This is a genomic window from Bacillus sp. F2HM (assembly GCF_019266135.1).
In the GTDB taxonomy this organism is placed as follows: domain Bacteria; phylum Bacillota; class Bacilli; order Bacillales; family Bacillaceae; genus Bacillus; species Bacillus safensis.
Genome location: NZ_LRMO01000026.1, coordinates 103,409 through 127,484 on the forward strand (window position 1 = coordinate 103,409; position 24,076 = coordinate 127,484).

Annotated in this window: 24 protein-coding genes and 1 pseudogene; 6 read left to right on the forward strand and 19 right to left on the reverse strand. The window is 39.5% G+C overall.

Features of this window, described 5'->3' with window-relative positions:
• Positions 1–173: 173 nt before the first annotated feature.
• Together AWT60_RS16560 and AWT60_RS16565 are read right to left on the reverse strand one after the other, a co-directional pair.
• A complete protein-coding gene (locus AWT60_RS16560) occupies positions 174–884 on the reverse strand; it encodes a DUF421 domain-containing protein (RefSeq protein ID WP_076839725.1) in 711 nt (236 codons plus the stop codon).
• A gap of 64 nt (positions 885–948) precedes the next feature.
• Positions 949–3,165 (reverse strand): RNA ligase, encoded by a 2,217-nt coding sequence (locus AWT60_RS16565; RefSeq protein ID WP_218677498.1) that lies wholly within the window; start codon positions 3,163–3,165, stop codon positions 949–951.
• A gap of 110 nt (positions 3,166–3,275) precedes the next feature.
• Between AWT60_RS16565 and AWT60_RS16570 the strand changes: the two genes are divergently transcribed.
• Positions 3,276–3,467, forward strand: coding sequence for a hypothetical protein (locus AWT60_RS16570; protein WP_024427071.1), 192 nt, complete (start codon positions 3,276–3,278; stop codon positions 3,465–3,467).
• 12 nt (positions 3,468–3,479) lie between these two features.
• Here AWT60_RS16570 and AWT60_RS16575 read toward each other — a convergent pair whose 3' ends face one another.
• The 7 genes from AWT60_RS16575 to AWT60_RS16605 all read right to left on the reverse strand — a co-directional run bounded on the left by AWT60_RS16575 (position 3,480) and on the right by AWT60_RS16605 (position 9,492).
• Positions 3,480–4,388 carry a DMT family transporter gene (locus AWT60_RS16575; protein WP_218677499.1) on the reverse strand — a complete coding sequence of 303 codons (909 nt, stop codon included), beginning with the start codon at positions 4,386–4,388 and terminating at the stop codon, positions 3,480–3,482.
• A gap of 144 nt (positions 4,389–4,532) precedes the next feature.
• Positions 4,533–5,255, reverse strand: a complete 723-nt coding sequence (locus AWT60_RS16580) for a LutC/YkgG family protein (RefSeq protein ID WP_218677500.1) — start codon at positions 5,253–5,255, stop codon at positions 4,533–4,535.
• Positions 5,255–6,676, reverse strand: a complete 1,422-nt coding sequence (locus AWT60_RS16585) for a LutB/LldF family L-lactate oxidation iron-sulfur protein (RefSeq protein ID WP_197202479.1) — start codon at positions 6,674–6,676, stop codon at positions 5,255–5,257. The genes AWT60_RS16580 and AWT60_RS16585 overlap by 1 nt, the downstream gene beginning before the upstream one ends.
• Positions 6,677–6,691: 15 nt before the next feature.
• Positions 6,692–7,414 (reverse strand): (Fe-S)-binding protein, encoded by a 723-nt coding sequence (locus AWT60_RS16590; RefSeq protein ID WP_041109202.1) that lies wholly within the window; start codon positions 7,412–7,414, stop codon positions 6,692–6,694.
• A 189-nt stretch (positions 7,415–7,603) separates the two neighbouring features.
• Positions 7,604–8,455 carry an SDR family oxidoreductase gene (locus AWT60_RS16595; protein ID WP_218677501.1) on the reverse strand — a complete coding sequence of 284 codons (852 nt, stop codon included), beginning with the start codon at positions 8,453–8,455 and terminating at the stop codon, positions 7,604–7,606.
• Between the two features lie 101 nt (positions 8,456–8,556).
• Positions 8,557–8,970 (reverse strand): Rrf2 family transcriptional regulator, encoded by a 414-nt coding sequence (locus tag AWT60_RS16600; protein ID WP_025093258.1) that lies wholly within the window; start codon positions 8,968–8,970, stop codon positions 8,557–8,559.
• A gap of 48 nt (positions 8,971–9,018) precedes the next feature.
• A complete protein-coding gene (locus tag AWT60_RS16605; RefSeq protein WP_218677502.1) occupies positions 9,019–9,492 on the reverse strand; it encodes a VOC family protein in 474 nt (157 codons plus the stop codon).
• Positions 9,493–9,652: 160 nt separating this feature from the next.
• Here AWT60_RS16605 and AWT60_RS16610 point away from each other — a divergent pair, with 160 nt between their 5' ends.
• Positions 9,653–10,096, forward strand: coding sequence for a DUF2188 domain-containing protein (locus tag AWT60_RS16610; protein WP_073979996.1), 444 nt, complete (start codon positions 9,653–9,655; stop codon positions 10,094–10,096).
• Positions 10,097–10,119: 23 nt separating this feature from the next.
• On the opposite strand, the gene ku is transcribed toward AWT60_RS16610, so the two are convergent.
• Positions 10,120–10,968 (reverse strand): non-homologous end joining protein Ku, encoded by an 849-nt coding sequence (ku, locus tag AWT60_RS16615; protein ID WP_073979997.1) that lies wholly within the window; start codon positions 10,966–10,968, stop codon positions 10,120–10,122.
• A 115-nt stretch (positions 10,969–11,083) separates the two neighbouring features.
• Here ku and AWT60_RS16620 point away from each other — a divergent pair, with 115 nt between their 5' ends.
• Together AWT60_RS16620 and AWT60_RS16625 are read left to right on the forward strand one after the other, a co-directional pair.
• Positions 11,084–12,916 carry a DNA ligase D gene (locus AWT60_RS16620; protein ID WP_218677503.1) on the forward strand — a complete coding sequence of 611 codons (1,833 nt, stop codon included), beginning with the start codon at positions 11,084–11,086 and terminating at the stop codon, positions 12,914–12,916.
• Between the two features lie 66 nt (positions 12,917–12,982).
• Positions 12,983–13,678, forward strand: a complete 696-nt coding sequence (locus AWT60_RS16625) for a YoaK family protein (protein ID WP_041085119.1) — start codon at positions 12,983–12,985, stop codon at positions 13,676–13,678.
• Positions 13,679–14,393: 715 nt separating this feature from the next.
• Here AWT60_RS16625 and AWT60_RS16630 read toward each other — a convergent pair.
• Positions 14,394–15,506, reverse strand: coding sequence for a response regulator aspartate phosphatase (locus AWT60_RS16630; RefSeq protein WP_041109178.1), 1,113 nt, complete (start codon positions 15,504–15,506; stop codon positions 14,394–14,396).
• Between the two features lie 604 nt (positions 15,507–16,110).
• Here AWT60_RS16630 and AWT60_RS16635 point away from each other — a divergent pair.
• Complete coding sequence (locus AWT60_RS16635; RefSeq protein WP_041085116.1) at positions 16,111–16,482, forward strand: iron chaperone; 372 nt, start codon at positions 16,111–16,113, stop codon at positions 16,480–16,482.
• A 50-nt stretch (positions 16,483–16,532) separates the two neighbouring features.
• On the opposite strand, the gene AWT60_RS16640 is transcribed toward AWT60_RS16635, so the two are convergent.
• Positions 16,533–17,114 (reverse strand): undecaprenyl-diphosphatase, encoded by a 582-nt coding sequence (locus AWT60_RS16640; RefSeq protein ID WP_218677504.1) that lies wholly within the window; start codon positions 17,112–17,114, stop codon positions 16,533–16,535.
• 226 nt (positions 17,115–17,340) lie between these two features.
• Between AWT60_RS16640 and AWT60_RS16645 the strand changes: the two genes are divergently transcribed.
• Positions 17,341–17,802, forward strand: coding sequence for a macro domain-containing protein (locus AWT60_RS16645; protein ID WP_218677505.1), 462 nt, complete (start codon positions 17,341–17,343; stop codon positions 17,800–17,802).
• Positions 17,803–17,866: 64 nt separating this feature from the next.
• Here AWT60_RS16645 and AWT60_RS16650 read toward each other — a convergent pair whose 3' ends face one another.
• The 7 genes and pseudogenes from AWT60_RS16650 to AWT60_RS16675 all read right to left on the reverse strand — a co-directional run bounded on the left by AWT60_RS16650 (position 17,867) and on the right by AWT60_RS16675 (position 23,948).
• Positions 17,867–18,343 (reverse strand): immunity protein YezG family protein, encoded by a 477-nt coding sequence (locus AWT60_RS16650; RefSeq protein WP_218677506.1) that lies wholly within the window; start codon positions 18,341–18,343, stop codon positions 17,867–17,869.
• A 6-nt stretch (positions 18,344–18,349) separates the two neighbouring features.
• Positions 18,350–19,192 (reverse strand): annotated as a pseudogene (locus AWT60_RS18835) (DNA/RNA non-specific endonuclease); the annotation flags it as partial.
• Between the two features lie 286 nt (positions 19,193–19,478).
• Complete coding sequence (locus AWT60_RS16660) at positions 19,479–20,045, reverse strand: SMI1/KNR4 family protein (RefSeq protein ID WP_041109172.1); 567 nt, start codon at positions 20,043–20,045, stop codon at positions 19,479–19,481.
• Between the two features lie 153 nt (positions 20,046–20,198).
• Positions 20,199–20,684: an immunity protein YezG family protein gene (locus AWT60_RS16665; protein ID WP_041109170.1), complete on the reverse strand. Its 486-nt coding sequence runs from the start codon at positions 20,682–20,684 to the stop codon at positions 20,199–20,201.
• 4 nt (positions 20,685–20,688) lie between these two features.
• Positions 20,689–22,614, reverse strand: coding sequence for a T7SS effector LXG polymorphic toxin (locus tag AWT60_RS16670; RefSeq protein ID WP_218677507.1), 1,926 nt, complete (start codon positions 22,612–22,614; stop codon positions 20,689–20,691).
• Positions 22,615–22,703: 89 nt separating this feature from the next.
• A complete protein-coding gene (locus tag AWT60_RS18600) occupies positions 22,704–22,838 on the reverse strand; it encodes a hypothetical protein (protein ID WP_254966822.1) in 135 nt (44 codons plus the stop codon).
• Positions 22,839–23,948 carry a response regulator aspartate phosphatase gene (locus AWT60_RS16675; RefSeq protein WP_197172859.1) on the reverse strand — a complete coding sequence of 370 codons (1,110 nt, stop codon included), beginning with the start codon at positions 23,946–23,948 and terminating at the stop codon, positions 22,839–22,841.
• Between the last annotated feature and the right edge of the window lie 128 nt (positions 23,949–24,076).

The window sequence follows — 24,076 nt, forward strand, 5'->3', positions numbered from 1 at the left end:
TTATATTAATATTTTAATTTCATCTATTTATACTTAAACATACTTATTTTACTCCGTCACTACATTTTCTGAAAATAATAATAATTGAGAAATGATACCTAGTCACATGACATCCAAAGGACTTATAAAGATTGTCAAATGTGTGTCATGCAGGTGTCATCAGCACTACACATTCATTCCTGATCGATTGGGGAATGAATATGGTCGTCATATGTATCAATATATAAGCTTCCATTACTTGAACGGACAGCATAAACAATATCCTTTAAGGACAGCTGCCTTTTTTTAAGCTCTTCTTCTATCCATTGCTCTGTTAATTGATTTTCTTGTATGTTTTTTTGGATGAGTTTCCCGTCCATGATGACTTCAATCGGCATGTAACGCTCTGCCTTCATGAATAAATGAAGGTCCTTCCGCGTGACTTTTTCAAACGAAGGGTATTTTTTCACTGACATATGCCCATCTGTTTCAATCATTGCAAATTCAACTTCGCTAATATCAAAGATGTCTTTTTCTCTCAGCTGCTGATTTAAATAATCAAGGGTATATCTCATCCCTTTCATATTTCCTTCAAGAATTTTTCCATTTTGTATGACAAGTGTTGGTTTACCCGCCATCAACCCTCTCATCTTCCGGCTTCTTAATGCAAGCAGGGAAATCACATAAATAATCATGACAAGTGACACAAAGGAAATCGTTGTGTGCTGAAGCGGGAGCGTTGTATTAAACGCCAGGTTCGCTGCAATTGAACCTAAACTGATGGCTGCTATAAAATCAAAAATATTCATTTGCGCAATGGTTTGTTTCCCTAAAAGACGTGCTCCTCCAAATAAAATCGCAAAAGCAAACATCGTCCGAAGAATGACTTCAATATGGTCAGGCATGCAAGTGTCCACCTTTCAATTGCATCAAAAAAAGCCTTTTCCTTAGAAAAGACTCTTTGTTAGACTATGCATTTATTTCATCATTATTCAATTGGGCAGTACCGCTTTGTTCAAATTGTGATCGCAGTTCAATAATTGAGCTATTCCTCACATGATCTGCTTCTTGCTCAAGAAGCCATGTATAAAATCTTGCTTGCTCCGCTGTCTGCAAAGCCTGCATATATTTTTGCGAGGAACGCTTCTCTGCAACACGCTGCTTCATCCCGCGCATCTGCTTCCAAAATTGATAATAAGGGAGCTTGAGTTTGGTCATAAAGCCGCGAGCATCCTCAATGACATACCCCTCTTCTTTAATTGTGTTATCATGAGAGACTGCCTGATACCATTTATAAAAAGACGTCCAATCATGGAAAACAGCCACTTCCTGCTTGCAGGATATTCCAAGCTGTTCACTTAATCTTTTCACTTCAGCGAAAGGTGCTTTTTCATAGCTTAACTGCCGCTTCACAATATCAAGTAAAATGAGTTGATCTTGTTCATATGTGATAATATGTGGATCTTTTTCTGGCAAAATGACTTCAAACACAAGAGATACATGGTGCTCACGGACATATGATTTAATGTAATCAGCCTGCACGTCACTGAAGGTCTTTTCAAATAGCTCTTCGACCCATGAAGAATGCTGATTTTGTTTCACATGTGATGTATACGATTTGGATGTAAACACCAATTCATCTTCCATTTCATTATACCCAACAGTTCCTAAGTATCCATTTGCTTTATCATATACGGTGACAGGGAATTGAAGATGATTCACTAAATGCTGCATTCTTGTCTCCGGACGCTCATCAATGTTAAAAAATTTATTATAGCTTCTAGACACAATCTGCTTAGAAACCATATTGACAAACAAACCTCTTGCCTTCACATTCACATCATCCCAGTGCCGTTCACTAAAAGCCTTTTTCGTAAAATTAAAAGATGAAATATGGTGCGGAAGTTTTAATTCCTGTACGTATTCATGCTGATCTAAATGAGCTAAAAAATCATCCAGTGAAATATCTGGCTGAACAGCAGCCGATTGTTTTTTCTCAGACGCTCTGTAGACTGGATTGTCTATTTCATGAGTCTCAATCCCGTCAGCTGTGATTTTCAACACCCGCAGCTGCCCCCCAAATTCAACCTGACCTTCTAGGTTATAAGACCTTTCCGCTGCGTGAATAGGCAGTCTGTATAAATTGCGATGCCCGTGAATTTGGATGATATCCAGCCCAGCCGTATTTTGAACAAATAAGTGATCAATATCATCTGAATATTCTCCTACGCCGTGAATGAGCTGCTGTGTTGAGACATGCAGAAGTTCTTCTGGCAAATGAGCGAGCCCGCCATGTGTAACAAGAAATGTCTGATCATGGTACGTAAAATAAGTAAGCTGATGAAAGGTTCTAACAAACTTTCGTACTTCCTTCAAATCAAAGTTTGCTGCTTCGATTTCAGGCACAGTATGACGATTAAACATATTGCTACTAACTTTTTCACCATGTGCAAACCGGTATAAATGCTGATCATGATTGCCTTCAATGACGATGACATTCCGGCATTCTCTATGGGCGAGCATCCATTCTAATACTTCTTTGTTTTCTATTCCTCTATCAAGCAAGTCACCTGCAAAAATATAAAGTTCGTTTTCTTTGATGTCTCCTTGCAAATAGGTGGTAAGTGCGGTGTAACAACCGTGAATATCTCCGAAAACATGAATGGCCTCATATTGATCAAAGGATCGAGGCTGATAAGTCATCACTTGCGGATAATCCTCCGGCTGCAAAACAGTCACCCATGACGGGACCTTTTCTGTTTTTAACCGCTCGTTCATTTGATACAAAACAGATTCCCGCACCACTTTGTGAGATTCACGTGAGCGATTTTGCAAAAGAGCTGTTTCAAGGGGTACCTGCGTGAAATCGACCACATACACCCTGTAACGATAAGATGTCGCTAAAGACTTATATTGAGAAATCGATTTACTTGAAATATGCGTCGCATCAATCACAGTAAAGTCTCCGCGCTCCATACGGGCTGTGAGTAGATCGAATAATAAAGACCAAACTTTGTGGTCATGCTTGCTTGAAATGTCTAGTTTCCCATTGACTGATAGCTGCGGCGGCTGAGTTAACAGCCGGATTTGATCCGCTGATAAAGTGTAAGGCTCTAAGCCTTGTTCTTTGATCCATGTTGATTTACCTACGCCTGGGAGACCTCGTAAAAGGACTAAAGTTCTCATATTGGTTCTCCTTTAATGAGTGATATTTTACCTATTATAGATAAATTATGGATAAATCTCAATCTTTTATTGATTATGGTAATATATAGGTAGAAAAGGAGGTTTTACGTATGTCTAATGGAAAGAATATGGCATTCAACATGGGAGATCTTCTATTTCAAGTGTTCTCTCTTCTATTCATTGCCTTTATTGTGACAATCATTGTCATCGCGTTTCGCATGATCAGAAGAAAACGAATGGAATTGAAAAAAATCGAGGCAAGATTAAACAAAGTAATTGAAAAAAACGATTTAAAAGAGTAAAAAATCCGGAAGCTAACCGGATTTTTTTGTTTTCATCACGATACCTTGACGCTGCTGCATCAAAAAGAAAAAGACGCCTAAAAGAACAAGCAGACCGCCAAGCATTTGAAGCAGTGTGACTTTCTCTCCAAGCAGCCATACAGCAAGGATCGTTGCCCCAACAGGTTCACCTAGAATACTCATTGAAATGGTTGTCGCATTCACATAGGTTAATAGCCAATTATTAATGACATGAGACATCGTGGGAATAATAGCGAGCAATAAAAAGATTCCCCACTCTTTACCCGGATAGCCTATAAAAGGGGTTTGCTGAAGCAGGTTGAATAAAATTAAAAAAAGACCGGCAAAGCCAAATACACAAAAACTATAAATCCAATGAGATATTTTTCTTACAGCCTGTTGGCCTATTAACAAATAACAAACAACAGCGATCACACTTAAAAAGGATAAAATATCTCCTAAGATGGCTTCCTTGCTATGACCAATATCTCCCCAGCCTATCATGAGGGCACCAACAATCGCTGCACACATCGTCAATAGAGCAGACATCGTCGTTCGTTCACGGAAAATGAGGAATCCGCCTAATAAGGACACCATCGGCTGAAGGGCGATAATAATGGTAGAGCTTGCCACTGTCGTCAGCTTCAGGGAGCCAAACCACAGCACAAAATGGAGGCCTAAAAAGAATCCTGACATACATAAGAAAAACCAGTCTCTGCGCTTTATCGAGAGAAATTCTTTTTTTCTTGGCAAGATAAACGGCAGCATGAGAGCCGCCGCAAAAATCATTCGATACATACTTAAAATAGCAGCAGGTGCATTTGACCATTTCACAATGATTGCAGAAAACGAAATAGCAATAATTGAAATCACAAGCGGCAGTGCAATTGATTTCGTTTGAGCAGTTGTCTTGAGTTCCATTAGCAGCTTCCTTTACATCAGCAGTAGATGAGCAGTACATCTTATATGTCGTCATCTTACTATGTCCATTCACCTAGTGGCAAGATGATTTTTTAAAACTGGCGTCAGCTTATTGGATGAAGAAAGCTTTCATTACGAAAGCCTTCATTCATCATCTATTAACAGATAAACGGCCTGAACTGGACCATGAACCCCTACCACTAAATTCATTTCAATATCGGCAGAATTACTTGGACCTGATATAAAATGGATGGCGCCTTTCGGCTGCTCCCCCTCTTCTACTGAGCGATTAAGATCCGAAACAGCCTGAATCATTCGCGGAACAATCGAGCTTTTCTCTATACACACGATATACATCATCGGCAAAAAATGCAGCGCTCTCCCTTGACCTTGGTGGGATGAAAGGACAACTGTACCTGATTCTGCAAGGGTATAATCACTGAACACAACTGCATATTTCGCTTGTTCTGCCTGCCTTATGTTTTCTTCTCTTGATACATCTGTATTCCAGCAGGCGATGGAAATCCCTTCTTGTTGCAAACGGTCAAACATAGAGCGGAAACCATATTGTTCAAAGCGATGATCACGCGATGTCATCACAGCACCCTCACCATATTCTGTCATCAACAATCGTAATACCGAGGGCGCTTTCTCCGGTGTTGTTTCGACTACTCTTGTATGAATTTGCTGACATTGCTTTTTCAATTGCTCGACTAATTCATCTTTAGACAAACTTCCGTTTGTTTCCCACTGGACTTGATGCTTCCATGCCGGCCGTTGAATAGATGCAGATGGGCAAGAGTTTTTACCTAATTGATGCTGGATATGAGATAAAAACGACTCTCGGTGAGAAATGGTCCCCTTCATCACTGCTCCTCCTTTTGTCTCTTTTTAAACCAATCCCTGAATCTTTCTTTATTTGGAGCTGGCAGATCACGAATATCTGTCCAATTCTTTAAAGGGCCTATTCCTTTTGAAATTTGTCCGTTTGAAGCCATCCGATTCATCAGCACAGGGGCTGCTTTTGTTCCAAATTGATACACCCCAGGAGTCGATGCCCCCATGCCAAACATTTTCATCGCCATCATTTCAGCTTTAGGCGCTCTCCCCTCTTTTTCAACGATCACCTGTCTATGTTTAATCAATAACTCATGAAGTGGAATCTTCACTGGACAAGCATCCGTGCAGGCTGCGCACAAACTTGATGCAAAGGGGAGTTCTTGATAGTCATCATAGCCGCCAAGAAGAGGCGAAAGAACAGCTCCGATTGGTCCTGGATAAATTGAACCGTACGAATGTCCACCAACATGCCGATAAACGGGGCAGACATTGATGCAGGCTGCGCACCGGATACATTGGAGAACAGGCTGAAAGGCGGTTCCTAATATATTTGACCGCCCATTGTCCACAATGATCAAGTGGAATTCTTCTGGTCCATCCACTTCACCTTCTCCTTTTGGTCCCACAACAGAAATATAACTAGTTAATTTCTGGCCGACTGCGCTTCTGCACAAAAGACCCACAAGGACATCCAGTTCCTCCATCGTTGGGACAAGCCGCTCCATTCCCATAACGGCAATATGCGTCTTCGGTATAGCCGTGACAAGATCCGCATTCCCTTCATTTGTCACAAGGCAGATGGATCCTGTGTTGGCCACTGCAAAATTACAGCCGGTCACACCAATATCAGCTTCGAGGAATTTTTCACGTAAGATGGCTCTCACAAAACTCGTCATATCTTCAGGTGTTTCTGACATCTCATACCCTAGCTTCTCATGAAATACTTCCCGGATTTGCTCTTTCGTCATATGAAGAGCAGGTGCCACAATATGTGAAGGCGGTTCATGGTCATCCACTTGCAGAATATATTCACCAAGATCGCTCTCTACCACCTCACAGCCGATCTCTTCAAGCGCTTGATTCATCTCGATTTCTTCTGTGACCATTGATTTTGATTTGACAACCTTTTTGGCTGCTTTTTTCTGTGCCACCTCTTGAATATATGCTGATGCCTCTTCCTTTGTTTTTGCAAAAAAGACATGACCTCCGCGTGCACTTACACTTTCACTTAATTGATATAAGTAGTCATCAAGATGCTTCAGCGTATGCTGCCGGATTTCCTCACCAAGCTCACGCCACTTTTCCCAATTGCCAAGCTCCTCGCTTGCAGTCAGCCGCCTTTTATACAGACGTTCCTGTGCTGAGGAAACAGCACCTCTCATAACAGCGTCTTCTAAACCTTCCCCGATTCGTTCTTTAAAGGCCTTTTCTCCAATTTTCATACTCATGTGCCGTTCCCCCTCTTAAAGTCCGCGGCTGTTTAATACTTCTGCGATGTGCATCACCTGGATGGGTTTATCAAGACGGTTCAGCCTCCCGCCAATATTCAGCAGGCAGCCGCAGTCAGCACCAATGATATAGTCAGCGCCTGTCTCCTCTATGCTTTGTACTTTTTCGTCAACCATCTGCTCAGAAATAGGAGTCATTTTCACTGAAAAGGTTCCTCCAAATCCGCAGCAATTTTCTGCGCGGGGCAATGGTTTCATCGTCAAATCTTTGACATTTGACAACAGCGTAAAAGGCGCCTCCTTAATACGCAGCAGTCTCGTCATATGACAAGAGGTGTGATAGGCTGCGTTTCCTTTCAGGCTTGCCCCTACATCTGTCACGTGTAATATATCAACAATAAACTCTGTTAATTCATATGTTTTTGCGGCAAGTGCCTCAGCCTTGGCCGACCACACTCGATCTTCTTTTAAAAGATGAGGATATTCTAAAAACATCGCCTTGCACGAACCTGATGGTGTCACAACATATTCAGCTGATTCAAAGGCTTTGATCATGTTCTTCGCTGCTTTGATTGTCTCTTTTGTATAGCCGCTGTTAAAGGCTGGCTGTCCGCAGCACACTTGTGCTTCTGGAAATTCCACTTCAACACCGAGTCTTTCCAATACTTCCACTGTCGCCTTTCCTACATTTGGCTGCATCGTGTCAACTAAACAAGTAACGAATAAATGGACTTTCATCGGCGAACTTCCCTTCTATTGCTGCATTTTGATTCATCATTCTGATCATCTGATGATTAAATAACAGGCCTTAATTTCATTTTAATCCCAAATTTCTGAAATTTCAACGAAGTGATTTGTCTAAAATTTGTACTTATGCTGTGTGACTAAATGAAAAAAACGCCCTTTTCGTAGGGCGTTTTTTGATGTTTATTTTGAAATCAATTCACGAATTCTTTCTTCAATAGGTGTTACCGACCGGCCTAGTAATGTTTCGAAATCTTCACTTTCGACAGCTAAAGCACCATCGCGTATGCCGCTTTGAATGGCTTTGACAAATGGCACTGCTTCTTTTGGTACACCATTTGAAGCTAAAAAGTCTCCAAATGTGTCTACATCTATTTTTTCTACTTTGATTTCTTTTCCACTCACCTTACTAACAATTTGTGCAAGTTCACTATGTGTCCGAAGCGGGCCTGACAGTTCATATATCTCCTGATCATGTACGGGAAGTGTTAACGCATTTGCTGCCGCTTCGGCGTAGTCATTTCTTGTTGCCCAGCCAACCTTTCCTTCGCCAATAGGGCTTAAAAATGGTGCGCCGCTGACTGACGCCAGAATCGTATCTTTTTCGTTTTCAACATACCAGTTATTTCTTAAAAATACATGAGGAATGCCAGAGGCCAAAATGGCTTCTTCTGTTTTGGCATGGTCATTTGCAAGGACAAGCTGACTCTCTCTTGCATTGACAACACTTGTATAAGCAATAAAATTCACATTTGCTGCTTTCGCCGCTTCGATTGCCGCTTTATGCTGCTGCACGCGGTCTCCATCCGCCGTTGAAATGATCAACAGACGGTCAATGCCCTCAAATGCTGATGTCAGGGTGTCTGGCTGAGTAAAATCTCCACGGCGTACATCCACCCCAGCATCCTTCAAATGTGCTGCTTTTTGCGGATTTCGAACACTGACTGCAACTTGTTCAGCCGGTACTTTTGTGAGCAAATGCTTGACGACGAGCGATCCAAGTTGTCCTGTTGCACCTGTTACTAATAATTTCATTTGTTTGACCTCCTCATTTTTCGTTCAACGGTGATGTACATTCGTTATAATCAAAATGGTTACAACAAAGGTGTAAAAAAGCTCCAAAGTACGAGCTTTTTTTATTCCGCCTCTGTTAATAATTGCTGAATTGTCACTTGCTTGAGGTGATTCTCAAGTGCAGCTTGTGCTTCTTTTAGTTCATGCCGAAGTCTCGTGTCCATCGCTTGACCAATCGGGCATGCGATGACGGGCTGATGAAAGTTAAATAATTCTTCATCTTCGCTTACATCCACAGCGCGGTACACATCTAACAGCGTAATATCCTCAGCCGGTCTTTTTAAATAAGCACCGCCCACACCGCGGCGAATCTCAATGAGACCCGCCCGTTTGAGCATTGCCATCATTTTTCGAACAATGGCTGGATTTGAATTCACGCTCTCTGCAATAAAATCACTAGTACACTCTTTTGGAACACCTGCAATAAATGACACAATATGAACAGCAATTGGATACCTGCTGCTAATTTGTTTCACAATCTTTCACCACCGTTGTAATCAATATAGTTACAATAAGTGATTTTGTCAATCAATAAACGGATTTTTCTTTCGTTCCCAATCCTGATATGTCATGATATCGTAGTCTTCTCCTGTATCAAGTTCAAGTGGAGCAATGCATTCAAGCAGATTCTCATCTGGGTCAAGAAAATAGATCGCTGCATGAAATTGCGGCGGATTATCGAGAACTAATGGCTGCTTTTCTTCTGAAAAACCAAACATTGGGTGAATGCTGATGCCTCTTTCGATCAGCCAAGTCTTGATCTGTTCAATACTAGACGTTGTAATTTGAAAGGCAACGTGCCGAGTCGAGGGATGGTATGGAAAATTGTTCATATCTACTTTCCACAGGCCAAGCCAGCTCTTTCCTTTCTCAATCCATAAAAAAGCAACTCGTTCATTTTCATGAGCAAGTGTCAATTCCAATTTTTCATAAAACGCAATAGATGCCTTCAAGTCACTCACAGGTAAATGTGCTTCATATAAACCTTTCATCATCATCAAAATCACTCCTTTTCTACCTTCTATTCTGCAGGAGTTGATGATATTCTGCCTCAGCAAAACGATGTATTTTATCCCTAACATTAGTTTGAGAGACCTTGTATGTTTGACCCTTTGCAGATGGGGGAACATGTTCAAATAAAAGAAAGGAGCGGTCCATATGCCTTGGACGATGAACGATTATCCAGCTTCATTTAAATCATTAGACAACGTCATTCGAAAAAAAGCGCTTGAGATTGCCAATAAAATGATTCAGGAAGGCTATGATGAAAATAGAGCCATTCCAATTGCAATTAGTCAAGCGAAAGAGTGGAAAAAGAACGCAACGGAGAAAGAGGTAGAGAATTTCTTATCTCATGGTTCTGTCAAACCTTCTGAAGGCAGCAGCTCCGCAAGACCAGAGCTCATGGATCATGCGCAGCATGTAGTAAAACACGAGGAAGGCTGGGCGGTTCAAACAGAGAAAGCGAAACGAGCAAGTGAGGTCAAAGAAACAAAACAAGAAGCAATTGACCGGGCAAAAGAGATTTCAGCTAATAAAGGAACATCCGTTGTCATTCACCGAAAAGATGGGACGATTCAGGATGTGTTAAACCCGCAATAAGACCGCTCGTCAGCGGTCTTATTTTATGCATTCTTTTCTTTTTTCGTTGGTGTTTTTCTTTTCTTAGGCGCTGCTTTTTTCGCTTTGGCTGGTTTTGATCGGTCGATTGATGCCTGTAGTGCGGCCATTAAATCAGTCACATTGGATGCAGGATCTTTTTTACCTGTCGTTTCAGGTTGAACGGTATGTTCTCCGGATATTTTATCGCCAATTAAATTCATCAGCTGTTCTCTGTATTCATCCTGATATGCCGCTGGATCGAATGTTGTGGTCAGCTGCTCGATTAAAAGGAGCGCTGTATCTAACTCTTTCTTGACAATGTTCTCCTCTTGGGGAATATTCGGTACATCTGATACTTGTCTAATTTCGTCAGGGAAATGAATGGTTTCCATCAGCAAAATATGTTCATAGCACCTAACGATCGCTAATTGCTCCTTTGAGCGGATCATAATTTTTGCCACACCAATTTTCCCCGATTCCTCTAAAGCTTTTCTTAATAATGAATAAGCCTTCGCTCCGCCGGTATCCGGTGATAAGAAATAACTTCTTTCATAATAGATTGGATCAATCTCTTCAATCTTTACAAAATCAATGATTTCAACGGCTTTTTCTTCATTTTCTTTTCGCAGTTTTTCTAGCTCTTCATCATCCAATTCAATAAATTTATTTTTCGCATATTCATACGCCTTCACAATTTGTTCCGGCGCTACTTCTTCACCGCAATTGGCACATACTTTCTTGTAGTTAATGGGCGTGTGACACTCTTTATGCAGCTGTCTTAATTTAATGTCTTTGTTCTCTGTAGCGGTAAACAGTTTGACTGGAATATTGACCAATCCGAAACTAATACCGCCTTTCCATACTGTATGCATCTCGCTTCCTCCGTTCTTTTCTCCTTACTATGTAATGTTTTCATCAGACTTATGTATGTGATTGAAAATTTCATCCCACTCTAAGAACACATGATATAAGGAAGTGACATGCACAATGAAACCTATGCGATTAACACCTGCACATGATATACCTGCTGGTGCAGACTGGGTGTATGAATTAAAGTATGATGGCTTTCGGGCTATTCTTGTATGGGAAGAAGACGAGATTCGTTTAGAAAGCAGGACCGGAAAACAGCTAAATGAGCAATTTCCTGAAGTGATGGATCAGTGCGAACAATTAAGAGGCGAATTTGCTCCGTTTTTACCACTGACACTTGACGGAGAATTGGTCTTTTTACTAAGTGAACAGCAAAGTGAGTTTGCGAAGGTTCAGCAAAGAGGCCGGCTGAAAAACAAAGAAGCCATCCAAAGACAGGCTGAACGATTCCCATGTCATTTCATTGCGTTTGATCTATTAAGATGTAAAGGGAAACCTCTCGTTGATTTACCGTTGACGGAGAGAAAAAATCAGCTGCAGCAAGTTTTCCAAGACGCAAAGCTCCCTTCATCAGTTCAGCTGGAGCACCCTTCCCTTCTGCAGGTCATTCTTACAGACCCAGACTCTGAATACATGAAAAACTTGATGACAATGTATTTAGCAGAAGGGTTAGTAGCGAAAAAAAAGACGAGTAAATGGCATGACAATACTCGTTCAAAAGAATGGTTGAAAATGAAAAACTGGCGTTATGTGTCTGTCATTGTGACCCGTTTTGACAAAGAAAATGGCTATTTCCAAGGCTCCATTTATCAAGATTCAGCTCTCATCGAGGTTGTCCAATTCAAGCATGGATTTTCTAAAGAAGAAGAACAAACACTGCGCACGCTATTTCAGACAAAGGGCCAGTTAACAGGAGAATCAACATATGAAATCCCTCCTTCTATCGTTGCCAGCATTGCGTGTATATCCTTTGATGGATCGGCGTTAAGAGAGCCGCGTTTTTCTTCCTTTTTACTGGATGCGGATCCATCAGCATGTACATTTCAGCAAATGCTCAAACAGCTGTATCCACTCCCTGCTGTTATAGACGTCACTCACCCTGAGAAACCCATTGTCCCGGCCCTTCAACTGAACAAGGCAGATTACTTACTTTATTTAAGACAAGTGGCTCCCTATCTTTTGCCTTTTTTACGCGAAAGGCGTCTTACTTTAATTCGGTATCCACATGGCACTGGAGACGAATTCTTTTATCAAAAGTCAACTCCTGATTATGCGCCGGATTTTGTTTTGACAGATGAAGTTGATGATATTTCTTACACGGTCTGTAATGATCCTCGTACGCTTCTTTGGCTTGGCAACCAGCTGGCGATGGAATTTCATATCCCTTTTGAAACAAGAGATACGGATCGGCCGACAGAAATCGTCTTTGATCTGGACCCGCCATCTGTAAATGAATTTCATCTAGCCATCGAAGCTGCTAAACGAATCAAAGTGCTTTTAGACGGACTTTTTCTCACAGCCTTTATTAAAACAAGCGGAGGTAAAGGGCTTCAAGTCTATATTCCTTTAAAGAAAAATGCCTTCACATACGAAGAAACAAGACAATTCACTTCGTTTATATGCCAATTTTTATGTGAGCAAGCACCGGATCTATTTACTCTGGAACGTCTTAAGAAAAATCGCGGCAATCGCTTGTATTTAGACTACATTCAGCATGATGCTGGAAAAACAATTATCGCTCCATATTCCCCGAGAGGAAATGAGCTTGGACTTGTTGCGACACCGCTTGAATGGGACGAACTCTATCATGATGAGCTTCATCCTTCTCTTTTTACGATGCCAGCAGTTATAGAGCGTTTAAAGGAAAAAGGTGATCCGTTCCGCCGCATGAGGCACCTTGTGAATGATGATGCTTTTAGACAAGTCTTACATCAGCTTGCACACATGTGACCTTCTCATCAGATGGACATCCGCGGTCATGAAGTTTACACTTATTCATTAGAGAGGAAGAAAGGGATGACGATTTTGACCGCACATTCATTTCGAAATACAGCTTTGATTTTCTTATGTCTTTCCGCAGGAATTGTGGATGTAATTGGCTATTTAAGCCTAGGGCATGTGTTTACAGCCAATATGACAGGTAATATTGTGCTGCTTGGCATTGCGGCAGGAAGCTCCTTGCAGCTAACAGCTCTTCATTCCATCATTGCTCTAAGTGGATTCGTTTTAGGGGTTTTACTTGCAGTTGTGGTAGGCGGGAAGCATGAGAAAACGTTTTGGCCAAAAGCCGTGACACGCATTTTTATCATAGAAGTGATGATTTTGCTTCTATTTGCTCTCATGACCATTTTCCCTTATACACAAGGTGCTTACTTTATGCTGATCATCCTTTTAAGTATGGCCATGGGCATGCAGACAGCAGCCGCTCGTAAATTGAATGTTGCTGGCATTTCCACAACTGTTCTCACGAGTACACTCGCTAATCTATTTGAAGATGCAGCTCAACGCATATCATACAGGGAAAAAAGAAAAGCTCCTATCCAGCTTGTCAGCTTGATGCGAATAGGCTCTATTGTCTTCTATTGCCTTGGTGCGGCTTTAGCTGCATACACAGATCGTTACGACCCGTTTATCATCATTTGGCTGCCGATCATCATCCTAGGTATCATTGTGATAACAGCTGGATTGAAGCACTTTCACCAATTGAAATAGCCTCTCTTTAGAAGGCTATTTCAATGATTGTGATCTTACACTAATAACTCCTTACATAAAAACCAGGAGGGCGTCCCATGATGAACGTAGAACCATATGGATATCCAGAAAACGTCCCAAATCCCCCATATCCGGGGTAACCTCCTAAACCAGAGAACACTCCAGGGCTCACATAATACCCGCCAAAGCCAATATGAGGGCCCACTGCTCCTCCGCTAAAACCGCCTCCATGAAAACCTCCATAAACCCGTGGATACATACAATCACCTGCCTTCAAATCAGACCTTATCTCATCATATGCATGACAAAAAGGGCAGTGCTCCTACTTTTTCTTTTCCTTCTATGTACATTAGACCAATTTGATAAAATTTGAATGAAAAGTCCTGCAAAAAATTAAATTAAGCAAAGAAAAGTGACCTTTTTAACTTGTTGCTCTGCCCTATGTTTATTTAGAATAATGGAGCAGGTAATAAATTTGCACACCCCCTTTGTTGCGAATTCTTCTTATTAAACGTTCTTGCAGCGTTTAATAAGAAGAGCCTATTAAAAACGCAAAAAACCCTTGCTGACGATATCAACAAGGGCGAGAGATACATGGTATTAACCACCAATGATTTTTTCTGCAACTTCGAATGAACCCGCAACGTCTTGCGATAGAACAGTCGCAGCGACCGCTAAACCGACAACGAATAATACTTTTAATCCTGTTTTCATCTTAAATCAACCCCATTCTTTTCATATGTAAATCCGCTTCTAAACTTTTGTTCAAGTAAAAAACAGACTGCTCATAAAGTGCTTGCTTTTCACAATATTTTGCTGCAAATTGTGATAGCTCTTTTACTTCATGATATTCATTCTTCTCTTCTAACTTTCTTAATTTCTCATCAATTTGCTGAAATCTTTGTGGCGCATGCGTTAAGTAAAGATCATGTACGATGCCTATTTTTAGCTGAAACACTTCATGCGAAGCATCCTTTATTCTGGCATATGCAGCCTCTATATATTGGCTTGCACGCTGCTTTTCACCAATCACACAGAGTTCTCGGCTGATCAGATACGTAGAATGGAAAAAGAAATCTGAATCATAATACTCTTGATGGGACAGTGCTTTTTCAAGATGACGTATCGATTCCTTCGGTTTGTTCCAAAATGAATATAAAATGGCCACATTGTGATGGTGCTGAGCCAGCATAAAATCATCCTGCTCGCTTGTCAAAACCTCTTCCGCCAGACGATAATTCTCAAGCGCCTCTTCATACCGGCCGATCTCTGTTAGATTCGCTGCTATAAGAGAGTATGAAAGGGCCGTTCTTCTTTCATACTGCTTGTGCCGCTTATAGACGTGGAGCGCTCTGCGGATATAGCTTAATGAGAGCATGATATGACTAAGCCGGTAGTAAAGCCATGCCACTTTAAAATCGAAATCAGCACGTTCTATCTCACTTGGAATTTTATCTAAGAGCTTTTCAGCACTTTGATACATTTGCAATGCAACCTCATAATTACCTTGATGCTGCTCATACACACCCTCATAGAAATCGAAATAATAGGCAAGACGATTAGACAGGTCATCTTCTTTTTTTCCATAATGACCCTCTATACTTTTCGTTGAAACATTGCCCTTTTGCCCTCTTAAATTGTACATAAGAATGTGATGTCTTTTCTCAAGAAGAGAATAGTATATGAGGATATCCGCATCGTCAATTTCCTCTACCGCTTGTTTCGCTTTGGCAAATAACCGTTCTGCCTCATCTGCATGATCTTTTTTGATTTCCATGTTCCAGTCATTTAATAATGATGCCAATTCCGCAACAGGAACTTTGCTCATTCTACACCCCCAATCACCTTCAGCTGCAGCACATGATTTCACTAAATATGGAACTTCTATTAGCAATTGCTAATTTGTCCATTTGACATCATTTTAATATGAATCACTTGAATCTTCAATAACCGTTTCCATTTAAAGTGCGTTTCTTTCTCCTAGTCAATGATATTTGCGAAAAAATTCCGCCTTTTTTTAAAATAAACATCTCGAGATGAAATGAAAAAAGCCCATTGTTAGGGCAATCTAATCTTATGATGATTAATACCGCATCATTTCAAAGACTATTTTGTGCGATTCGCCTAATGATCAGTAAACTAATGATCAGCGCAGCTTTTCATTTATCCAGTTTCTTTATATAATATGATCAATCACTTACACGCCTCAGTAGCTCTAGAAGGGAAGAGCGCCGTAAAACAAATTGTAGCTGGCGGGTCGCAAGGCAAGGGTTTCAGAAGCACCGAAAAGCACATGAGCTGAGACAGGTGAAATCCCTGTCGGTGAAATTCCGTAGGGAAGCGTGTTGCCCCTAGCCTATGCTTACGAAAGGAGTGCGGGTTCGAATCCCGTCTGAGGCTTATGAGGTCGATGGAAATGGAGGATAAACATCATGCATGTGTTTGAAGAATATATCAGCAACATCGGTAACCCCGAGCTGAAGCAGCGCACTCAAGACATCTTACAATGGGTAGAAGACACATTCCCTCAATTAGAGCCAAGAATTGCTTGGAATCAGCCTATGTTCACAGATCACGGCACATTTATTATTGGGTTTAGCGTGGCAAAACATCACATTTCTGTCGCACCAGAAGGAAAAGGAATTGATCAATTTTCAGCTGACATTGTACGAGCTGGGTACGATCATGGAAAAAAGATGTTTCGCATGAAAGAAAGCTTGCCAGTTGATTATCCTCTTCTGAAAAAAATCATTGAATTTAATATCAAAGACAAAGCGGATTGTTCAACGTTTTGGCGAAAATAAACAGTACCCCGATCTCAGCTTTACAGATCGGGGTATTTTAATGCTGCATGTTATTTTGTTCTCTTCCCTATCAATTTTTGTTCAACCCATTCATAGCATGATAAGATGGATTTAACACTTTTTTGAAATATCGGCAAATATACAACGGCGGCGGCTGTTAAACACGCTATAGTAGCTCCTGCGAAGACATCAAATGGATAATGAACACCTACCCAAATCCTTGAAAATCCAACAGCACACGCAATGATCAGCCAATAAAAATGGCGTTTATGAAACAGCCAAAAGATCAGACAAATCGAAAATATAAAGATGGTATGATCACTTGGAAACGAGTTATTCACTTCCTTTTGAATCAAAAGATTGACGTGGCTCATTTCTGCAAAGGGCTGCTGATTGAAATAAAACACCCCTGCGATTTTCCCAAGTAACTCTGCCAATATGAAGGTCAGTCCAGCAGAAACGACCATCGCCCTATTGTACCTGCTGCGATTTTGAAACCATACAAACAGACACATGAGTGCTGCCAGCAGCACTGTATATTCAGCTAGTCCAATAAATATCGGATTCAAGGAACCATAATCAATACTAAGCTGATTCACCCACCTAAATAAATCTTCATTAAATCCCCGCATCTCATTTCATCCTTTTTACTTGATTTATGATAAGGATAATTGAAATGAGATGTCTGCCTCCATCGATCGAACGAACAAACCTTGGAATCATATGACAGGTTTGTCACTTTGCTGTCACCTGAACTCATGTACTAACTAAAAACTCATCAAAAGCTATTAAATCACAGGAACAAAACTGTTATAACAGAACATAAGTTTGCATTTTATCAAAAAGGGGTTACTGCATATGATCAAAACGGTAGACGGCAATATATTAGAGGCAAGCGAAGACATCATTTGTCACCAGGTGAACTGTAAAGGAGTCATGGGAGCTGGATTAGCAAAACAGATCAAAAGCAAATATCCGAATGTGTTCAAAGATTATAAACAGTTATGTACAGAACATGGAGATGACTTGTTAAGCTCCATTCAACTCATTACAACAAAAGATGGAAAAACAATGGCCAACTTATTTGCCCAAGCTGGATACGGAAGAACAAGACAGCAAACAGACTACGATGCCTTACGCAGCTGCTTTCAACACCTAAAGGATACAGTGACACAATCACCTGAGGAGAAAAACCAAACGTCCATCGCCATTCCATACGGGATCGGCTGCGGATTGGCTGGCGGCGATTGGACGATTGTGGAAGAGATGATTGAAGAGGTGCTGGGTGATTGTGAAGTGACGGTTTATCGGTTTAGATAATGGAAATGAGGTTTTATGAAACATATATGAGAAATACCCTCCTTTATTCGGAGGGTATTCTGCGTTAGTTATCGTACTTATTTTTTATATAATTTAATACGGCTTCTTTATCCTCTTCATCGTCGGGTAAAAATCCGAACGTTTCATATTCCCAAACTGCTATTCTTTGCACATTGTCTATGCCTAATGAATAAACATCATCATATCCATACTCAATAGAGAATTTCCCTTTATAATCTAATTGGAGGGTAGCTGTTGTCCAAGCACCTAAATCATTTTGTATATATGCCTTTTTCAATGCTTCAAAAATTTCACTAAGTTCGTATAATAAGTGGATGTATGTTGACTTACTTACACTATATTTATGAGGAATTTGATGTCCATTAACATATTCATTTCCATTTTGTTCTTTAAAATAAAACACTATCTCAGCCGAATCATCAAGTATTTCTGCATACATCCAAACTTTATCCCAATCACATGGTATTAATTCATTAATTGATTCTGCTATTTTTTTATAATTTATTTCTAATTCTTCCATTGGGTTTTAACCTCCAGGTTGATTCTTAATAAATACTTGAGAATAACGTTCTCCAATTTTATACTCCACAGAGAAACTAACAGGTCGTAATGAATCTCCCTTATAGATAGGTTCAATGCTCACTGCTACTTGTTTAGGTGGATTTGAATTCAAGGCTTTCAACCACCGTTGCTCCATGGTGTACCATTTCCCGCCGCTTCGATTAATCTGTGAATTCATTGGAAGTAGGTTATCAATATCGCCTGATCCTTTAAAAATAGACGCAATTAAATGACCTCCATCATCATCCAGTAATCGATCTGGCTTACCTGAATTGGATTGGGCATATTGGTTTCTTTTGACCTCTCCGTATTTTAAATCACTTGCTTCGACTTTGACAATTCTTTCGTAGTGATCGGTTGTGTAGGTGTAGCCTTGCTTTGTTGAATAAACAACATTTGGTTTTAATACTTTTTTACGTTTCCATCAGTGATCTCCGTAGCTAACAACAGTCGGTGGTGATTTTGGTGCCGGTAATCGTCTGCCTGTCTTAGAGATGCCATATCCTGAATTGTTGTCTAGACGCTTTGCCATAGAGAGGAGTTTATTTTTGAGATTTTCTCCGTCAAACACGTTATACGGCAGCTTTGGGCCACCAGCCATTTGAAACTTTGGTGAGTATGGCAATAGATTCGGAATAGAGACTCTGTCTAATGATTTTGCTCCTTGTTCAAGCCCTTTCTTCACCGTCGTTTTGGCTGCTGTTGTCCCCGTTTTTGTAATGGCACCTGCCCCTTTAGAACTAAAGACGATTTCTGCTAGAGAACCAGTTGCATAGGCGAACCAGTGTGATCGAGAATATGCATCACCATAATAAAAAGCCTTCCCTTTGATGACATAATACTTCGTGGATAATCCTGATAAAACAATTAAATATACAATGTTAAAAGCCATCCTGATTATCTTTTAGATGATCATAATCATGCATTACATCCTATAGCTAATACAAACTAAAACACCCATAAAGAGTGTTTTTTTAAAAAAATAAAAAGGATGCACTTTAGCACCCTTTAAACTTAAAAGTTATTCAGATTAAAATGAATTTCCTTATAGATAGAAGAAACGTTTAGTCTTCTTGAAAGGATTTGTCTAAATTTTAATCTCTCTCCTTTAACATTTTTATGAGATCGTCACTAAGTTGGATATCAATATCTTCTGTATCACTATCTTCATCATCTTCAACAACAAATAACCCTTCAATAAACTCAGTAAAAGTATCAGCAATCAGGAACAGATCCTGTTCTCTATCTCTAAGTTCATGATCCCAAAAATAAATTTTCCCTTGATTTATTTTACTAACATCTAAACAAATTAGGTCTCCGCCGTCTGCATCTGCGATAGGAATTATTTGTTCTGGCAATTGGTCTTTATATGTTTTTATGGCTTCTCGTATATCATAATCATTCTGCTCCAACCCATAAAACAATTCGACTGGTACTGATTCACCAACTAGCCACACTGGTTTTTCTCTTAGATGGGTATATACATTGTCCTCAATCCAACATTCCCCGTATTCACTAATAAAACTCTTATAATCAGGAGAAATGTGATAAGCATTTTCTTCTTCTATTTCTTTCATTTCGTATAATGAGCTAATTGTTTTGGTTGATCTGATATCAATAGTGTATTGATAAAGTTTGTCTTTAATCTGTTTAAAACTCATTTTAGTAGCCTCCTCTTAAGTCTGATGCTACACCAATATGGGGTACATTTTTTATGTAAGTCAGTCGGAACAAGTTGTATCTTCTTAGTCTACTTTTTCTATAGCCTATTCACATCTAATACAAAAACCCTCCTGTATTTGGAGGGTAATGCGCTAGTTGTTTTCTTCTTTATTTTCTATGTATTCTTCAAGAAAGTCTCTAACTGATTTTCTTTTTGGATATATTCCTAAATTTTCATAAGCCCATATTGCAATCCGTTTTGGCATATTTATACCTAGAGAAAGTATATCTTCATAACCAAAGTTGATTGACATTTTTCCTGATGCCGTCAATTTCATTGTTACAGTTGTCCATTTATCTGAATGTACTTTAGCATACTCTTCCCTTAATCTTCTTAATTTTCTTTGTATGTTAATTAAAAGACTATCATATGTGTCTTCACTAACCTGAAATTGTTCTGGGATATTGTGTGAATAATAATATTCTTCTTTATTAGGGACTGTAAAATAAAAGAGAGCTGATGCAGAATCATCTAACATTTCTGCATACATCCAAATTGTATCCCATTCCACTGGGATCATTCCATTTAATTCTTCAGCTATTTCTCTATGTAAAACTTCCATTTCTTTTGTTTCCATTTTTTCACCCTCCTGCTCTATTATATATCGTGTTCGTATAAACTTCTCCGTCTATCTTATATTTGACTAGGAATTCAGACGGTCTTAACGAATCCGATTCATAAAATGCTTTTATTGAAACAGACACTGTCTCAGGTGGATCTTTCCTCAAGGCTGCCAACCATTCCTGCTCCATCTCATACCATTTCCCGCCACTTCTATTAATCTGTGAATTCATCGGGACAAGATTATCAATATCGCCAGATCCTTTGAAAATAGACGCAATTAAATGTCCTCCATCATCATCTAGTAATCGATCTGGTTTCCCTGAATTAGATTGGGCATATTGGTTTCTTTTAACCTCTCCGTATTTTAAATCACTTGCTTCGACTTTGACAATACGTCCGTAGTGATCGGTTGCGTAGGTGTATCCTTGCTTTGTTGAATAAATAACATTCGGTTTTAACACTTTTTTACGTTTCCATCTCACATAGTGATCTCCATAACTGACAACGGTCGGTGGTGATTTTGGTGCTGGTAAGCGTCTGCCTGTCTTAGAGATTCCATATACAGGTTGATTGTCCAGGCGTTTTGCCATAGAGAGGAGTTTATTTTTGAGGTTTTCTCCGTCAAACACATTGTAAGGGAGTTTCCCTTCACCAGCCATTTGAAACTTTGGTGAGTATGGCAATAGATTCGGAATAGAGACTCTGTCTAATGATTTTGCTCCTTGCTCAAGGCCTTTCTTCACCGTTGTTTTGGCCGCTGTTGTCCCCGTTTTTGTAATGGCACCAGTCCCTTTAGAGCCAAAGACGATTTCTGCTAGAGAACCAGTCGCATAGGCGAACCAGTGGGATCGAGAATATGCATCACCATCGATGACTTCTTTTTGGAATGAGTCTGAAATCGACTTTCCAATCGCTTTCGATGTTTCAATTGGATGAGAAACAGCCGTTACGACCGATTCAACGGCACCTCCAGGGTCTGTCACAAGATCATAGATGCCAACTACTGTATCTTTGGCCACATCATATAGACCAACTGCTGCACCTTTTACAACATCAACGAACCCCTCTGATGCTTCTTCCTGCGCTTTGATCTGGAGAAGCTGGCTGTAATACATTTTTTGATCGTAAGAAAGATTATCATATCCAATTTCGTCTACAATCTCAAAGTATTTTTCTTCTGATATACACGAAGGATCGTTGAGTTTTTCTTTCAATTCTTTGATTCTTCGTTTCTCTTTTTCTTCTTTTTTCACCTTTAAATATGCTTTCACCTGTGCATCGATTTTATCATGATTCTTGTACACATCTGTCTCATGAAAGGCTTTTGCATCGTAATACATGGGCTGCGCATTTTTCCCTTTTCCTGTAGCAGCCATCATTTTTGCATAAAAGGTTGCGAGGTGTTTTTCAATCGCTTCTGATTTTTCGTACTCTGTTTTTAGGGCATGATCTAATTTATGTACAGCATCAATTGACTCTTTTCTTTTTTTATTCGCATCGTCTAAATGTTCATTGACCTCTTTACTTGAAAATACATTCAGTTCTATGAGATCACTGATGTCATCAAAAATAGTGGATAGGGCTTCTTTTTGTTCCTTGACCATATCTTTATTGTTTTGAATGCTTTGTTTCAATTGAGCATCTAAAAAGTGCTCATCAATAAATGTACTCCCTCCTAACGATTCGTCATCAAGTTTTCCATTTACACCATCTAAAAACGCTTTTTGCATATCAATAAAATCAAGATAAGTGTCTGTGTAAAGCGCAAGATCCTCATAAAAGGCTTTGATATTGTCTGCACCTTTTCCAGTAAATTCATCACCTAATCCCGACACACTTTTTAATGCTATTTTCACATGCTGCATTTCGTCTCGAAGCTCCTGATAGACTTTTGATCTTTGTTCGACAGCTGACAGTAAAGATGGAGCATCTAATATTTTCATATAAAAAAGACTCCTTTTATGGCGTATTCTTTTACTAGAATACCATAAGGAGTCTGACACTTTAATCCACTTTATCGTTTTTTAACCAATTATCCTCCAGAGCTCCCTCTTGATGCGACGGTTTGGACATCATCATGTTGAGGTTGAATGAAACCATTTGTAAAGAAAAGTGTACCTAATGCTACCACAGCTATTGATAATGGAATAAAAAAAGACTTTTTCATTTAATTCACTCCTTTTCCTACAAATTGACTTGCATGTAAGGCTCTTTTATAGTAATTCAATGATTGTTGCAGCAAACCTTTTTCCTCTAAATATTTCGCCACATCAACCAAGATTTCCTCTAAATCAACCCAAACTCTTCTTTCTTCAAGCTCTGCACACAAATTACTTATATTGGCTTGTTGAGTGTCATTTGTTTCATATAATAGTTCTTTTAACAATTTAAATTTAATTTGAAAAATGTGATGGTTCACTTGTTCCGACAAAGAAATGCCTAGATCAACCCACTCAATCACTTCATTGCTTTGATTTGATACTTCTATTCTGGCTAGTTCATATAAACATCTCATTTTTAATAACATTTGTTGCTCAATTTCTTCATAACTCAGTGTGCGTCTAAAAAATGCAGATGCTTTCTCAGCATTCTCTCTTTTGCTTTCCAAAAAACCCATGCTGTAATAGAGATGAATAATTAAATGATTGTCATTGATACTTCGGATCATGTTCTCTGCTTCGTTAAAAAGTTCACTTGCTTTCTCATATTCAAATTGATCGATTAAGTTCAGCGCATGCAGCATTCTACAGTTAATTTGTCTTTTGATATATGATTCATGTGCATTAAATGTGTCACAAGCAATTTGAGCATGATATTTAGATAAGAAAGTCATTTTCAAATCATAAAATAGAACAGCTAATTTATAATGAAATTCTGCTTTTTCTATTTCATCATCAACATAGGCCAGCTTCTTTTCAGCTATTCTGAAATAACTTAGCGCCTTATCATAATCTTGTAAGTAGTCATGATAGATCCCATTATAGAAATAGAAGTAATAGGACATGAGTTTGTTTGTCTTCTCTTCTTTTTCGTCTGGTGCATTCCTCTCGAAGAATGGTTTATCTAGGTTTTTGCTAATATTCTGAAGTTTCAGCTTAAGTCTAAAGCTTAAAAGTTGATAATATAAAAGAACATCTTGATTTTCTTCCATTTGCTCGATTGCCTTGTCTATGTCATCTTGCATTTCAATAGCTGCCGACAAATCCCCTTTTTGTATGGCAAGATTCCAGGTGTTTAACATGTTTCCTACCTCCTGAGAGGCAATTAATTCTGTCATCCCTTTACCCCCTTCTAAGCAAATCCCTTATAATATTTTAACACTAGATTTACAACATATGTAAAGACAAACTGTCCTTAATAGAAATTTTCGGTATCCCGCAAATACATTGAATGAGTGACTTTAGA

Bases quoted from the DNA above. Each gene is read 5' to 3' on its own strand.
- AWT60_RS16560 (WP_076839725.1), bottom strand. From the start codon at position 884: ATGCCTGACCATATTGAAGTCATTCTTCGGACGATGTTTGCTTTTGCG.
- AWT60_RS16565 (WP_218677498.1), bottom strand. From the start codon at position 3,165: ATGAGAACTTTAGTCCTTTTACGAGGTCTCCCAGGCGTAGGTAAATCA.
- AWT60_RS16570 (WP_024427071.1), top strand. From the start codon at position 3,276: ATGTCTAATGGAAAGAATATGGCATTCAACATGGGAGATCTTCTATTT.
- AWT60_RS16575 (WP_218677499.1), bottom strand. From the start codon at position 4,388: ATGGAACTCAAGACAACTGCTCAAACGAAATCAATTGCACTGCCGCTT.
- AWT60_RS16580 (WP_218677500.1), bottom strand. From the start codon at position 5,255: ATGAAGGGGACCATTTCTCACCGAGAGTCGTTTTTATCTCATATCCAG.
- AWT60_RS16585 (WP_197202479.1), bottom strand. From the start codon at position 6,676: ATGAGTATGAAAATTGGAGAAAAGGCCTTTAAAGAACGAATCGGGGAA.
- AWT60_RS16590 (WP_041109202.1), bottom strand. From the start codon at position 7,414: ATGAAAGTCCATTTATTCGTTACTTGTTTAGTTGACACGATGCAGCCA.
- AWT60_RS16595 (WP_218677501.1), bottom strand. From the start codon at position 8,455: ATGAAATTATTAGTAACAGGTGCAACAGGACAACTTGGATCGCTCGTC.
- AWT60_RS16605 (WP_218677502.1), bottom strand. From the start codon at position 9,492: ATGATGATGAAAGGTTTATATGAAGCACATTTACCTGTGAGTGACTTG.
- AWT60_RS16610 (WP_073979996.1), top strand. From the start codon at position 9,653: ATGCCTTGGACGATGAACGATTATCCAGCTTCATTTAAATCATTAGAC.
- ku (WP_073979997.1), bottom strand. From the start codon at position 10,968: ATGCATACAGTATGGAAAGGCGGTATTAGTTTCGGATTGGTCAATATT.
- AWT60_RS16620 (WP_218677503.1), top strand. From the start codon at position 11,084: ATGAAACCTATGCGATTAACACCTGCACATGATATACCTGCTGGTGCA.
- AWT60_RS16625 (WP_041085119.1), top strand. From the start codon at position 12,983: ATGACGATTTTGACCGCACATTCATTTCGAAATACAGCTTTGATTTTC.
- AWT60_RS16630 (WP_041109178.1), bottom strand. From the start codon at position 15,506: ATGAGCAAAGTTCCTGTTGCGGAATTGGCATCATTATTAAATGACTGG.
- AWT60_RS16635 (WP_041085116.1), top strand. From the start codon at position 16,111: ATGCATGTGTTTGAAGAATATATCAGCAACATCGGTAACCCCGAGCTG.
- AWT60_RS16640 (WP_218677504.1), bottom strand. From the start codon at position 17,114: ATGCGGGGATTTAATGAAGATTTATTTAGGTGGGTGAATCAGCTTAGT.
- AWT60_RS16645 (WP_218677505.1), top strand. From the start codon at position 17,341: ATGATCAAAACGGTAGACGGCAATATATTAGAGGCAAGCGAAGACATC.
- AWT60_RS16650 (WP_218677506.1), bottom strand. From the start codon at position 18,343: ATGGAAGAATTAGAAATAAATTATAAAAAAATAGCAGAATCAATTAAT.
- AWT60_RS16660 (WP_041109172.1), bottom strand. From the start codon at position 20,045: ATGAGTTTTAAACAGATTAAAGACAAACTTTATCAATACACTATTGAT.
- AWT60_RS16665 (WP_041109170.1), bottom strand. From the start codon at position 20,684: ATGGAAACAAAAGAAATGGAAGTTTTACATAGAGAAATAGCTGAAGAA.
- AWT60_RS16670 (WP_218677507.1), bottom strand. From the start codon at position 22,614: ATGAAAATATTAGATGCTCCATCTTTACTGTCAGCTGTCGAACAAAGA.
- AWT60_RS18600 (WP_254966822.1), bottom strand. From the start codon at position 22,838: ATGAAAAAGTCTTTTTTTATTCCATTATCAATAGCTGTGGTAGCATTA.
- AWT60_RS16675 (WP_197172859.1), bottom strand. From the start codon at position 23,948: ATGACAGAATTAATTGCCTCTCAGGAGGTAGGAAACATGTTAAACACC.